The organism is Pseudomonas sp. E6002 (assembly GCF_013385565.1).
Classification (GTDB): domain Bacteria; phylum Pseudomonadota; class Gammaproteobacteria; order Pseudomonadales; family Pseudomonadaceae; genus Aquipseudomonas.
Genome location: NZ_JACAPT010000010.1, coordinates 210,691 through 224,973, shown reverse-complemented (window position 1 = coordinate 224,973; position 14,283 = coordinate 210,691). Strand labels below are relative to the sequence as shown.

The 14,283-nt window shown below is 63.2% G+C and carries 10 protein-coding genes; all 10 read left to right on the top strand.

The genetic code is table 11. The features are described 5' to 3' along the window. The first annotated feature begins 50 nt into the window (after positions 1-50). The 10 genes from HX815_RS10995 to HX815_RS10950 all read left to right on the top strand — a co-directional run bounded on the left by HX815_RS10995 (position 51) and on the right by HX815_RS10950 (position 14,269). Positions 51-2,045, top strand: coding sequence for a methyl-accepting chemotaxis protein (locus tag HX815_RS10995; protein ID WP_102368896.1), 1,995 nt, complete (start codon positions 51-53; stop codon positions 2,043-2,045). 81 nt (positions 2,046-2,126) lie between these two features. Next, positions 2,127-2,582, top strand: coding sequence for an SRPBCC family protein (locus HX815_RS10990; RefSeq protein WP_003207553.1), 456 nt, complete (start codon positions 2,127-2,129; stop codon positions 2,580-2,582). A 154-nt stretch (positions 2,583-2,736) separates the two neighbouring features. After that, a complete protein-coding gene (locus HX815_RS10985) occupies positions 2,737-3,183 on the top strand; it encodes a DUF411 domain-containing protein (protein ID WP_087692368.1) in 447 nt (148 codons plus the stop codon). A 3-nt stretch (positions 3,184-3,186) separates the two neighbouring features. Further along, entirely contained in the window at positions 3,187-3,618 is a 432-nt protein-coding gene (locus HX815_RS10980) for a YqaA family protein (protein WP_102368893.1), read from the top strand. A 55-nt stretch (positions 3,619-3,673) separates the two neighbouring features. Then, positions 3,674-4,687: an alpha/beta fold hydrolase gene (locus HX815_RS10975; RefSeq protein WP_087692370.1), complete on the top strand. Its 1,014-nt coding sequence runs from the start codon at positions 3,674-3,676 to the stop codon at positions 4,685-4,687. A gap of 26 nt (positions 4,688-4,713) precedes the next feature. Next, positions 4,714-5,667, top strand: a complete 954-nt coding sequence (locus HX815_RS10970) for a D-2-hydroxyacid dehydrogenase family protein (protein WP_177021953.1) — start codon at positions 4,714-4,716, stop codon at positions 5,665-5,667. A gap of 439 nt (positions 5,668-6,106) precedes the next feature. Then, the gene (glgA, locus tag HX815_RS10965; protein ID WP_087692372.1) at positions 6,107-7,666 is read left to right on the top strand and encodes a glycogen synthase GlgA; all 1,560 of its coding nucleotides are present in this window, start codon (positions 6,107-6,109) and stop codon (positions 7,664-7,666) included. A gap of 17 nt (positions 7,667-7,683) precedes the next feature. Beyond that, positions 7,684-9,435 (top strand): malto-oligosyltrehalose trehalohydrolase, encoded by a 1,752-nt coding sequence (treZ, locus tag HX815_RS10960; RefSeq protein ID WP_177028195.1) that lies wholly within the window; start codon positions 7,684-7,686, stop codon positions 9,433-9,435. Continuing rightward, on the top strand, positions 9,432-11,516 hold the full coding sequence (gene malQ / locus HX815_RS10955) for a 4-alpha-glucanotransferase (RefSeq protein ID WP_087692374.1): 2,085 nt from the start codon (positions 9,432-9,434) through the stop codon (positions 11,514-11,516). Before treZ ends, malQ begins: the two co-directional genes overlap by 4 nt. Continuing rightward, positions 11,513-14,269: a malto-oligosyltrehalose synthase gene (locus HX815_RS10950; RefSeq protein WP_177028194.1), complete on the top strand. Its 2,757-nt coding sequence runs from the start codon at positions 11,513-11,515 to the stop codon at positions 14,267-14,269. Before malQ ends, HX815_RS10950 begins: the two co-directional genes overlap by 4 nt. Positions 14,270-14,283: the final 14 nt, after the last annotated feature.

Sequence of the window (14,283 nt, the reverse complement as noted above, 5' to 3'; positions counted from 1 at the left end):
AAGCTCTAACAAAGCCGCGTCGCACAATAACGCTTCGTAAGGACGACCCCATGCCCTCATTGCGCTCTATCCAAGCCCGCTACACCCTGTTTCTGGTGCTGTTCGTCCTGTTGTTATTCGTCTTGACGGTGGTGGGCATCGGACAGTTGGTGGCCCCCAAGCTGCGCCACACCGAAGAACAGGTGGCCCTCAATCGCATTGCCGAAGTGGCCGAGCAGATCCAGGGCGAACTGAACAAGGTTCAGGCCCAGCAACGCAGCATCACCCAAACCATCCCGCTGCTGGACAGCGACGCCATCGACAAGGTGCTGCCAGGCCTGGTGGACCAGTACGGCGAATTGAAAGTGTTTGGCGGCGGCATCTGGCCCCTGCCCAACCAACGCACCCCGGGGCGCAACAAGCACAGCACCTTCTGGCACCGCGATGCCTCGGGCAAGCTGGCGGTGAACACCTTCTGGAACAGCGACGCGGCCCCCAACTACTACGACCAGAGCTGGTACAAGGGCGGCCTCGCTTCGCCCCGCGGCCAGTGCGCCTGGGCGGCGGCCTACAAGGATGACGCCAGCCAGGAGCCACGCACCAACTGCGCGATGGCGATCCAGCGTGACGGCGCAGCCTATGGCGTCGCCACCATCGATGTGACCCTGGGCTTCTTCAACGACCTGGTGGCCAGCAAGGAAAAAGACCTCGGCGGGCAAATGCTGATCGTCGAAGGCGACGGCAAGATCATCAGCAACAGCACGCGCATCAGCGGCCCCGTGGTGTTGAAGAACATCAGCGAATTGGTCGGCACCTCGGCCTTTGCCGCCCAGGTCAGCGCCGGCCTGGCTCATCGTGATCAAACCCTGCAACGCAGCGAGTTCGACAACCAGGGCGTGGCCAGCACGTTTTTCATGCGCCCGATCGAGGGCACGCCATGGTTCCTCGCTACTGCGCTGCCGACTTCGCTGATCACCGCCCAACGTGATGACGTACTGGGCACGTTGGCGATGCTGCAAATCCCGATGATCCTGCTGTTGGTGCTGTTGGCGGTGTACGCCATCCGCCAGCTGGTGCACCGGATGACCGCCCTGAAGACCAATATCGACGCACTGTCCAACGGCGATGCCGACCTGACCCGGCGCATCACCATTCGCGCCGAGGATGAACTGGGGGCGATTGGCCATTCGGTGAACCGCTTTATCGTCTACCTGCAAAACATGATCGGAGAAGTGACCCTGGCCACCGGCGCCATGTCGTCGAGCCTGGCGCAATTGCAGCAGACGTCGGCCCAGACCAACCAGATCCTGGTGCGCCATGCCTCGGAAACCGACCAGACCGTCACGGCCATCACCGAGATGAGTTCCACCGCCGACACCGTGGCCGAGAACGCCGCCGAAACGGCTGCGTTCACCCAGCGTGCCAATGAGCACGCCGACCGTTCGCGGGTGGTGGTCGGCGAAGCTTCCCGCAGCGTCAGCGCGTTAATCGGCGAAGTCTCCAGCGCCACCCACACCGTGGAAAACATGCGCCAGGACGCCGCCCGCATCACCGAAACCCTCGGCGTGATCGGCGCCATCGCGGGCCAGACCAACCTGCTGGCACTCAACGCGGCCATCGAAGCCGCCCGGGCCGGCGAACAAGGCCGGGGTTTTGCGGTGGTGGCCGACGAAGTCCGCGCCCTCGCCGCCCGCACCCAGGCCAGCACCTCGCAGATCAATGAGATGCTGGCGCGCCTGACCACGGGCGTGAGTTCCTCGGTGACGGCCATGGAAGCCACCCAGGCCAGCTGCCAGTCTGCGGCTGACGCCACGGCCCGGGTGAACACGGGATTGGACGAGATGGCCGGCTCCGTCAGCCATATCAACAACCTCAGCACCCAGATCGCCACCGCCGCCGAACAGCAAAGCGCAGTGACCGAGGAAATCAACCGCAGCATGGTGCACATCCGCCACATGGTCGAAGAGCTGGTGCAAAGCGGCCACGCCACGGAGCACAACACCCAGAGCCTGCTGGATGCCAATGGCCGGGTTATTGCATTGATGGGTCGCTTCAAGGTGCGTTGAAAAAATAGCCTGAAAGCTCCCGTGCAATGCGCGGGAGCCGGACTATTCTGACAGTTCGCTCCGCCACACAGGAGGTGTGTCATGCACGCAGTTGAGCACCCGATCCGTCTGGAGCGGATCAGTCAGGAACGCTATATACAAGCCTCTATCGACGATGTTTACGACTACGTTACCCAACCGGATCGCTGGCATGAATGGCATCCGACATCCCTGGGCGCCGACACCGGTATCGCCGGCTCATTGCCTGCCGGTCATCGTTTCACTGAAACCATCGACCTGCTGGGTGTGCGGGTTCCCATGAGCTATCGCGTGCAGATTGCGCAGCGACCGCGGGAGTTCAAGACCGCGTTCACCTCATTGGCGGTCGATGGCTGTATTCATTATCTGCTGCAAGTACAGGGCAACGGCACGCTGTTCAAGCGCATCCTCACCTATGAAACCGAACTGCAACTGACCACCCTGCATGAGCGCATGATCGCACTGTCCAACCAGGCCCTTGATCAGCTCAAGCAGCGCCTGGAATCCCCGCCAGCCTGACAAAACCGTCATATCCCTCTCAGTTTTCCGACAGCACCAGGCGGTTATTCTGGTGCTGTCGGTTTTTCGTAAAACCTCGTAACAATCCCGGGAAACCCTTTTCCAAAAAGCAGGGAGAATGCCCCGCTGTTGCCCTTTATCCGATGAGATGACGATGAAAACCACCCTGCGACTGGCCGCACTGTCGGCCCTGCTCATGAGCACCCTGGCCCAGGCTGCCGAGCTGATCCCGATTGACGTGCACCGTGATGCCAACTGCGGTTGCTGCAAAAAGTGGATTGCCCACCTGGAGAGCAACGGGTTCAAGGTCAACGACCATGTGGAAAGCAACATGAGCGAGGTCAAGCAACGCCTGGGCGTGGCGCCGCGCCTGGCGTCTTGCCATACCGGCGTGATCGACGGCAAGTTCGTCGAAGGCCATGTGCCAGCCGACCAGGTCTTGGCCCTGCGCAAGCGCGACGACTTGCTGGGCATTGCGGCGCCAGGCATGCCCATGGGCTCGCCTGGCATGGAGATGAACGGCAGCAGCGATGCCTATCAGGTCATCGGCCTGACTCGCGATGGCAAAGACGTGGTAGTGGCTGACTATCCGGCACGCTGATTGATGCTTGCCGGTTACCTGGGACTGTTTTTCGCCGCCTTCGGCGCCGCCACGCTGTTGCCGATGCAATCGGAGGCGGTGCTGGTGGGGCTGTTGATCAGCGGGCACTACAGCCTGTGGTTGCTGCTCGGGGTTGCAACGGCCGGCAACGTATTGGGCTCGGTGGTCAACTGGCTGCTGGGCCGCTCGGTCGAGCGCTTCAAGGATCGACGCTGGTTTCCGGTCAGCCCCAGGCACCTGGAAAACGCCCGTACTCATTACCAGCGCTGGGGCCATTGGTCGTTGCTGCTCAGTTGGGTGCCGATCATTGGTGACCCGCTGACCCTGGTGGCCGGGGTCATGCGCGAACCGTTCTGGCGGTTCCTGGTGCTGGTGACCCTGGCCAAAGGGGCGCGCTACGGGGTACTGGCCATGCTCACCCTGCACTGGATTTAATCTCCCGTTAATCCCCTCGCCACAGCATCCGGGCACTGTTCCCGGAGCTCTAACCATGTCCAAGATCCGCTCTCTGTGCGTCGCCAGCCTGTTGCTCGGCAGCGCCCTGCCCGCCTTCGCCGCCGAAGAAGGTCCGACCTACGGCCCCGAGCTGCAAGGCTTCCAATACCCGTACCCGGTAGAGCACTTCACCTTCCAGTCCCAGGGCAAATCCCTGCAGATGGGCTACATGGACGTGCCGGCCAAGGGCAAGGCCAACGGGCGCAGCATCGTGCTGATGCACGGCAAGAACTTCTGCGGCGCCACCTGGGATGAATCGATCAAGGCCCTGAGCGACGCCGGCTACCGGGTGATCGCTCCCGACCAGATCGGTTTCTGCACCTCCAGCAAGCCGGACAATTACCAGTACAGCTTCCAGCAACTGGCGATCAACACCCATCAGCTCCTGGAAAAACTTGGTATTCAGAAGGCTACCCTGCTCGGCCATTCCACCGGCGGCATGCTTGCCACACGCTACGCCCTGCTCTATCCGCAGCAAACCGAACAACTTGCACTGGTAAACCCTATTGGCCTGGAAGACTGGAAGGCCATCGGCGTGCCCTACCGCAGCGTTGACCAATGGTACGAGCGCGAGTTGAAACTGACCGCCGAAGGCATCCGCAAATACGAGCTCGACACCTACTACGTCGGCCGCTGGAAGCCTGAATACGACCGCTGGGTCGATATGCTCGCCGGCATGAACAAAGGCCCCGGCCACACCCAGGTGGCGTGGAACTCGGCGCTGATTTACGACATGATCTTCACCCAGCCGGTGTACTACGAGTTCAAGGACCTGCAGATGCCCACCCTGCTGCTGATCGGCACCTCCGACAACACCGCCATTGGCAAGGACCTGGCGCCACCGGCGGTCAAGGCGAAGCTCGGCAACTACGCGGTGCTGGGCAAGCAAGTGGCCAAGCTGATTCCCCACGCCACCCTGGTGGAATTCCCGGGCCTGGGCCATGCACCGCAAATGGAAGAGCCGGCACAGTTTCACAAGGCACTGTTGCAAGGGCTGAACGCCCTTTAATCCAACCTTTTTCGAGGCATGCGTGAATGTCGGTACAGATCGCAGTGATTGATGATTGGCAGAATGTGGCCAGTGGCGTGGTGGACTGGTCAGTCCTGGCGTCGGTCGGCCAGGTGCACTTCCTCCACGATTACCCGGCGGACACCGCCACGCTGATCGAACGCTTGCAGGGCTTCGAGGTGATCTGCGTGATGCGCGAACGCACCACCTTCGACCAGGCTCTGTTGCAAGGCTTGCCCAGGCTCAAGTTGCTGGTGACCGGCGGCATGCGCAACGCCGCCATCGACATTCCTGCGGCCAAGGCCCTGGGTATCCAGGTAGGCGGCACTGACAGTTACAAGCACGCCGCCCCGGAACTGACCTGGGCACTGATCATGGCGTCCACCCGCAACCTGCTGGCCGAAGCCAATTCCCTGCGCGCCGGGGGTTGGCAAGTGGGCCTGGGCGGCGATTTGTACGGCAAGACCCTGGGGATTCTCGGGCTGGGCAGCATTGGCCAGAAGGTCGCCAAATTTGGCCAGGCCTTCGGCATGCACGTAATTGCCTGGAGCGAAAACCTTACCCCAGAGCGCGCTGCCGAAAGCGGCGTGACCTGGGTCAGCAAGCGCGAGTTGTTTGAACAGGCAGACGTGTTGTCGATTCACCTGGTGCTCAGCGACCGCAGCCGCGGGCTGGTGGACGCCGAAGCGTTGGGCTGGATGAAACCTACAGCGCATCTGGTGAACACGGCACGCGGGCCGATTGTCGATGAGGCCGCCTTGATTGACGCCCTGGCCAATGGCCGGCTGGCGGGCGCGGCACTGGACGTGTACGCCCAGGAGCCGCTGCCAGCCGGGCATCCATTCCGCCAGTTGCCCAACGTATTGGCCACCCCTCATGTGGGGTACGTCAGCGAGCAGAACTACCGCCAGTTCTACCAGCAAATGATCGAAGACATCCAAGCCTGGGCCAAAGGAGTGCCCGTTCGCGCACTAAGCTAGTGCACACATTTCACCTCCCACTCCCCCCCGTAGCAGCTGTCGAGCCTCAGCGAGGCTGCGTCGGGCGCACTGCCGATCCTGAACCGGAGCGCGCTCGACAGCTGCTACCGGGCTCATGAAAAAAATTTGTCCTACAAAAATACCCCACAGACCCCACAGGCTCTGGGATCTGTCCTAGACTCATGACCGATGGGTCCGATCCAAAACAAAAACCCCGCAAAAAATCGAAACTTTCCAACTCTGCCACAGGTCAGGTTTAAGGTAAGGCGAGTGCTGACGGTTCATACCGAACGCCCGTCCATCCACTCTATTTAAGACTCCAGCACAACTGGCATAAGGCTTGCCAGTCTGTGTAGCGCTTGTGCGCCTGGCCGCAGGACGCGGTCAACCTTCGCTGATTGCCATATGCCATCAGCCGACCAGAACTCGGGAGAGAACTATGATCAGTGCCGCTGTAGATACTCAGGGAGAGCGTTTTAGTCAGCCGGTTGGCGGGCCGACCTCATTGGCCGACCTTCCCAACACGGTGCGGCCGGTCCCACGTGTGAATCCCAATCGCAAAAAAGTGCTGTTTGTCACTTCCGAACTGGCCGACCTGGTGAAAACCGGCGGCCTGGGCGACGTTTCCGCCGCCCTGCCCCGCGCCATGGCGCACCTGCACGATGTGCGCGTGCTGATCCCCGGCTACCCGCAAGTGCTGGACAGCGACAACCCTATTCATATCATCGGTGAGCTGGGGGGCCACGCCGCGCTGCCACCGTGCAAGATCGGGCGCATGGACCTCAAGGACGGCCTGGTTATCTACGTGCTGATCTGCCCCGAGCTTTACGAGCGCGAAGGTACGCCCTACGGCGCCAACAACGGCCGCGACTGGCCCGACAACCATATCCGCTTCGCCCGCCTGGGCCTGGCCGCCGCCGATATTGCCGCCAACCTGGCGCAGATCCACTGGTGCCCGGACCTGGTGCACGCCCATGACTGGCCAGCAGGCCTGGCGCCAGCCTATATGCACTGGCGTGGGTCACGCACTCCAACGCTGTTCACCATTCATAACCTCGCCTACCAGGGCGTGGTCAGCCTGGCCTCGTGCCCGGAGCTGGGCATTCCCGAACACGCCTTGCAGCAAGAAGGCATGGAGTTCTACGGCAAGCTGTCATTCCTGAAGGCCGGAATGGCGTATTCCAGCCATATCACTACGGTCAGCGCCACCTACGCCCAGGAAATCACCACCCCCGAATTTGGCTGCGGTCTGGATGGCTTTCTCGCCAGCAAGACCCAGCAAGGCTTGCTCAGCGGCATTCCCAACGGCATTGATGAAAGCTGGGAGTCGTCCACCGACCCGCACCTGACCCACCCTTTCAACATTGGTGACTGGGAAGGCAAGGCACAGAACGCCGCCCACGTGCGCAACCTGTTTGGCTTGCACGACTCCACCGGCCCGCTGTTCGCCGTGGTATCGCGCCTGGTCTACCAGAAAGGCCTGGACCTGACCGAGGCGGTCGCCAGTTTCATCGTCGAAAATGGCGGCCAGATCGCGATCATCGGTCGCGGCGAGCCGGAAGAAGAGCAAGCCATGCGTGCCCTGGCCCTGCGCTTTCCCGGCCAGATCGGCGTGCGCATCGGCTTCAACGAGACCGACGCGCGCCGGATGTTCGCCGGCAGCGACTTCCTGTTGATGCCATCCCGTTACGAACCCTGCGGCCTGAGCCAGATGTACGCCCAGCGCTTCGGCTCGTTGCCGGTTGCACGCAACACCGGCGGCCTGGCCGACACCATCGAGGATGGCGTCACCGGCTTCCTGTTCAACGAATCCACTGTCGAAAGCTACGAAGCGGCCCTGAGCCGCGCGTTCAAGGTCTTCGCCTTCCCAGGCTTGCTCAACGCCATGCGTTGCCGGGCTATGGCCGCACCGTTCAACTGGTGCCAGGCAGTGGAACCCTATGCCGAACTTTATGAGCAACTGGTAGCGAAAGCGCTGGGAAGATCGGGGAAACAGTAAAAAAGAGGTCTTCATAGATGCCGTCACGGACTCTGGAAACCTGGCCCCACGGCGCGATCATGCTGGATGCGGAACACACCCGCTTCGCGTTATGGGCGCCAGACGCGTTTTATGTCAGCGTTGAATTTGAGGAAGGAAAATCGGTAGCGATGCTGCCCCAGGCCGATGGCTGGTTTGTGGTGCAGCTGCAATGCCCGCCGGGCACCCGCTACCGCTACAACATCGACGGCGAACAGGACGTTCCCGACCCGGCTTCCCGGGCACAGGCCACGGACGTTCACGGCTTCAGCGTGGTGGTCGACCCCCTGGCCTATCAGTGGCGCCAAAGCCACTGGCAAGGCCGGCCGTGGCACGAAGCGGTGATCTACGAGATACACGTGGGCGTACTGGGGGGCTACGCCGAGGTCGAGAAACAACTGCCGCGCCTCGCCGAACTGGGGGTCACCGCCATTGAGCTGATGCCCATCGCGCAGTTCCCCGGCGAACGCAACTGGGGTTACGACGGTGTCCTGCCCTACGCTCCCCAATCCTCCTATGGTTCGCCCGAGCAGCTCAAACAGCTGATCGACAGTGCGCACCACTATGGCCTCGCGGTAATCCTCGATGTGGTCTACAACCACTTCGGCCCCGACGGCAACTACCTCGGCACCTACGCCAAGGGTTTCTTTCGCGAAGACGTGCACACGCCCTGGGGCGCGGGCATCGACTTTGATCGCCGGGAGGTCCGGGATTTCTTCATCGACAACGCCCTGATGTGGCTGCTGGAATACCGCTTCGACGGCCTGCGCCTGGACGCCGTGCACGCCATCAACGATCCCGAATTTCTGCAGGAGCTGGCGCAAAAAGTACGCCAGCAAGTCGACACGGGGCGGCATGTGTGGCTGGTGCTGGAAAACGAATTCAACCAGGCCAGCCTGCTGGAAAGCGGTTTCGACGCCCAGTGGAACGATGACGGCCACAACGCCCTGCACGTGCTGCTCACCGGCGAAACCGACGCCTACTACAGCGATTTCGCCCAGGACCCCACGGGAAAACTGGCGCGCTGCCTGAGCGAAGGATTTATCTACCAGGGCCACACCACGCGCCACGGCCACACGCGCGGCGAGCCCAGCGGGCACCTGCCGCCCAGCGCCTTTGTGCTGTTCCTGCAGAACCACGACCAGATCGGCAACCGCGCCCTGGGCGAACGCCTGCATCAACTGTGTTTGCCCCAGGCCCTGAGCGCCGCGACGACCTTGCTGCTGATGTCGCCGATGATCCCGCTGATGTTCATGGGCGATGAAGTCAACGCCGAGGAGCCGTTCCTGTTCTTCACCGACCATCACGGCGAACTGGCCGAGGCGGTACGTGAAGGCCGGCGCAATGAGTTTGCCGACTTCGCCGCGTTCAGCGACCCCGAACGCCGCGAACGCATTCCCGACCCCAACTCCCTGCAGACCTTCCGCCGCTCGGCACCCGCCCTCGCCGACTGCGGCGACTCGCAGCTCTACCGGCACCTGTTGAGCCTGCGCCACCAACATATCGTGCCGCACCTGCCCGGCAGCATGGCCCTGGGTGCGCACGTGCTGGCGGAGGGCGCGGTCACGGCGCGCTGGCGCCTGGGCAATGGCAGCCTGTTGCAGATCGACCTCAACCTGAGCGCCGATTCTCTGAACTACCCGGCTGCCGAGCACCTCCTATTTGTGACGCAGGCCAGCGGGGCCGAACAATTGGCTCCCCTCAGCGCCCGCGTCAGCCTCACCCATTCCCCTGTTGGAGAGCACCCTTGAGCGACGCGCAATTGGAAATACTCGCCAGCCGAGCGGGCCTGGCCGTCGATTGGATCGACGCGAATGGCCGCCCGCAACATGTAAAGCCCGACGCCCTGCGCGCCGTGCTCAAAGGCCTGGGCCACCCGGCCGACAGCGACGCCGAGATCGAAGCCAGCCTGCTGGACCTCGAACGCGTGCAACAAGACAAGCACCTGCCGCCCCTGATGACCGTCGACAGCGGCGCCGGCCTGGACCTGGCGCGCTACTTCGCCCCCGGTACGCCGTGCCAGATTCACCTCGAAGACTCCAGCGTGCTGGACCTGAGCCTGGACGAGAACGCGGTGTTGCCCGGCTCGATTCCGGTCGGCTACCAACAAGTGCATATTGCCGACCAGCATTTCACCCTGGCCGTGGCACCGACGCATTGCTACACCGTTGCAGAAGCGGTCGACACCCAGACTGCCCGCGCCTGGGGCCTGAGCGCCCAGCTGTATTCCCTGCGCCGCAGCGGCGACGGCGGCTTTGGCGATACCCAGGCCTTGGAACAACTGGCCCGCGCCGCCGCCGAACGCGGCGCCGACGCCCTGGCCATCAGCCCGATGCACGCGATGTTCAGCGCCGACACCGAGCGCTTCAGCCCCTATTCCCCGTCCAGCCGCCTGTTCCTCAACAGTTTGTACGCGTCCCCCGGCTGCATCCTCGGCGAACGTGCGGTGCAAACTGCCATCGAAGCCAGCGGGCTGGCCGACGAATTGAATGACCTTGAGCAACAAAGCCTGATCGACTGGCCGGCCGCGGCCAAAGCCAAGCAGCGCCTGTTGCGCACCCTGTATGACGACTTCCGCCAGGGCGACCACCCGCAACATGCCGACTTCCTGAGCTTCCGCCAGGCTGGCGGTGAAGCCCTGGAAAACCACTGCCGCTTCGAAGCCGTACAAGCCGAACGCGCGGCCAACGGCGAGAGCCTCGACTGGCGCCACTGGCCAGAGGACTGGCACAGCCCGCAAAGCCCGGCCCTGGTGCAGTTTGCCGAAGCCAATCGGGACGAAATCGGCTTCTACGCCTTCAGCCAATGGCTGATTGCTCGGTGCCTGGAACGCGCGCAACAAGCGGCGCGCGGCAGCGGCATGGGTGTCGGCCTGATCGCCGACCTCGCAGTGGGCGCCGACGGCGGCGGCAGCCAGGCCTGGAGCCGCCAGGATGAACTGTTGGCGGAACTGACCGTGGGTGCGCCACCTGACATCCTCAACCGCGCCGGCCAGGGCTGGGGTATTTCCGCGTTTTCCCCCGAAGGCCTCAAGCGCAACGGCTTTCGCGCGTTTATCGAAATGCTGCGGGCCAACTTCGCCCACGCCGGCGGCTTGCGCATCGACCATGTGATGGGCCTGCAACGCCTGTGGGTGATCCCGATGGACGCCTCGCCACGGGACGGCGCCTACCTGTATTACCCGGTGGATGACCTGCTGCGGCTGTTGGCCCTGGAGTCGAGCCGCCACCAGGCGATCGTCCTCGGTGAAGACCTCGGCACCGTACCCGACGGCCTGCGGGAAAAACTCATCGCGCGCTCAATCCTTGGGATGCGCGTGCTGCTGTTCGAACAAGACCACGGCGGCCAGTTCAAGCCGATCCTCGATTGGCCGGACAACGCGCTGGCCACCACCAGCACCCACGACCTGCCGACCCTCAACGGTTGGTGGCACAGCCGCGATATCGACTGGAATGTCCAGCTGGGCCTGATCGATGCACCCACCGTCGAGCAATGGAGCGAACACCGCCTGCGGGAACGCCAGGCACTGCGCCAGGCCTTGAGCCAGGACCCGCAGAACTTCATCGACGAAGTGCGCAACGAAACCGACCACGTCATCGACGCCAGCGTGCGCTACCTGGGCCACACCCGCGCACCCTTGGTATTGCTGCCGCTGGAGGACGCCCTGGGGGTCGAGGAACAATCCAACCTGCCCGGCACCACCGACACCCACCCGAACTGGCGCCGCCGCCTGCCGGGCGATGCCGCCACCCTGCTCGATGACGACAATGCCGCCCGCCGCCTTGAGCTGCTGGCCGTGGCGCGCATCCAGGCCCAAGAGCGTGACCGATGAAAGCATTGACGCTACGGGCTACCCAGCGCCTGCAATTTCATAAGGGCTTCACCCTCGACGACGCCGTGCCACTGGTGCCGTACTTCGCCGAACTGGGCATCAGCCACCTCTACGCCTCGCCATTGCTGAGCGCCCGCGCCGGTTCGATGCACGGCTATGACGTAGTCGATCCCACCACCGTCAATCCCGAGCTGGGCGGCGAACCGGCGCTGCGGCGATTGGTTGCGGCGTTGCGCGAACATGACATGGGGCTGATCCTCGATATCGTGTCCAACCATATGGCCGTCGGCGGTGCCGATAATCTGTGGTGGCTGGACTTGCTGGAATGGGGTCGCCTGAGTCCCTACAGCGAATTCTTCGACATTCAATGGCACTCGCCAGACCCGCTGCTCAAGGGCCAACTGCTGATGCCGTTCCTGGGCAGCGACTACGGCGAAGCCCTGCAGTCGGGTGCCCTGCCGCTGCGCTTCGACCCGCAGCACGGCAGCTTCTACGTCGAGCATTACGAACATCGCTTCCCGATCTGCCCGCGGGAATACGGCGAGCTGGTGCCCGTCAAGTCACTGGCCGATCGCTTCAGCAGCCTGGCCTACCAGCCGGACGCCTATCCCCAGGCCGCCGCGCTGAAACAGGAACTGATCGAGGCCGCCCGCGATCCCGAAACCCTGAAGGCCATCGAAGCGAACCTCGACCTCTACGACGCCCGCCAGCCCGAAGGTTTCGCCCGCCTGCACCACCTGCTGGAACAACAAAGCTATCGCCTGGCCAGCTGGCGTACGGCAGCGGACGATATCAACTGGCGGCGGTTCTTCGACGTCAACGAGCTGGGCGGCCTGCGGGTTGAACGCAGCGCAGTGTTCGAAGCGACCCACGGCAAGATCTTCCAGCTGATCAGCGAAGGCCTGATCGACGGCCTGCGCATCGACCACATCGACGGCCTCGCCGACCCGCGCGGTTACTGCCGCAAGCTGCGCCGCCGGGTGGACTCGCTGGCGAGTGGGCGGCACTTGCCGATCTTCGTCGAGAAGATCCTCGGCGAAGGCGAAACCTTGCGTGAAGACTGGCGCGTGGACGGCACCACCGGCTACGAATTCATGAACCAGCTGTCATTGCTGCAACATGACCCGAAGGGCTTCGAACCCCTGGCCGAGTTATGGACCCGCCACACCGAACGCCCGTCTTCATTTATCGAAGAAGCCTGGCTGGCCCGGCAGCAGATCCTCAACGGTTCCCTGGCCGGGGATTTTGAAAGTGTGGCCCAGGCCCTGCTGCAAGTGGCCCGGGACGATGTGATGAGCCGCGACCTGACCCTGGGTGCAATTCGCCGCGCGTTGCAGGAACTGATCGTGCATTTCCCGGTGTACCGCACCTACATCAGCGCCCGGGGCCGCAGCGAACTGGATGACGTGTTTTTCCTGCAAGCCCTGGCCGGTGCCCGCAGCACCTTGAGCGAAGGCGACTGGCCGGTGCTCGACTACCTGGAAAAATGGCTCGGCGGCCAACCCTGGCGCGACCGCCCCCTTGGCCGCAAACGCAAGATGCTCAAGCACGCCTGCGTACGCTTCCAGCAACTGACCTCGCCGGCGGCGGCCAAGGCCGTGGAAGACACTGCGTTCTACCGCTCGGGTGTGTTGTTGTCGCGCAATGACGTGGGTTTCAGCACCGAACAATTCAGCGCCCCGCTGGAAGACTTCCACGCGGTCAACCAGCAACGACTGCGCACCTTCCCCGACAACCTGCTGGCCACCGCCACCCACGACCACAAGCGCGGCGAAGATACCCGTGCGCGCCTGGCCGTGCTCAGCGAGGCCGCCGACTGGTATGCCGAGCAGGTGGAGCAATGGCGCCCCCTTGCCGCCCGCCTGCGCAGCGATGCCAACACGCCGTCCGCGGGTGACGAACTGATCCTCTATCAGGTGCTGCTGGGCAGTTGGCCGCTGGACCTGCACCGCGACGATACCGAGGGCCTGGCGGACTATCACCAGCGCCTGTGGCAGTGGCAGCAGAAAGCCCTGCGTGAAGCCAAGCTCAACAGCAGCTGGAGCGCACCCAACGAGTTGTACGAGCAAGGTGTCGAAGCGTTCCTGTCACGGCTGCTGCTGGAGGACGCCGGCAAGACCCTGCGCGATGCCATCGGCGAGGCCGCCCAGGCCATCGCCCCGGCCGGCGCGCTCAACGGGCTGGCGCAATCCTTGCTTCGCCTCACCGTGCCGGGCGTGCCGGACCTGTACCAGGGCGATGAGTTCTGGGACTTCACATTGGTAGACCCTGACAACCGCCGCCCGGTGGACTACCCCGCACGGCGACAGGGGCTGCACACGCCGCCGGACATCGGCGAGCTGATGTTCAACTGGCATGACGGGCGTATAAAACAGGCGTTGATCAGCCAGGTCCTGGGGTTGCGCAAGGCGCATCCGCAACTGTTTCGCCAGGGCACGTACGAGCCTCTGGAAGTGGTGGGCGAACACGCCGAGCGGGTGGTCGCTTTCTACCGCGAATACCAGGGCAAACAGCTGCTGGTGGTGGTGCCACGCTGGCCTCACCGGCTGCTTGAAAACGGTGTGTATCCCCTGATCAACGCGCAGATTTGGGGCGATACCCGGGTCCGATTACCGTTCGCCGCTCCAACCCAAAATTGGAAGGGACTTTTCCGAACAGGCGCAGTCACACCAAACAAGGAGCTCATGATCAGCGCTGCCCTGGGGGATTTCCCGGTCAATGTCTTTATCAATCCTGATGATCAAGAAAGCTGAAATTTTCTGTGAGG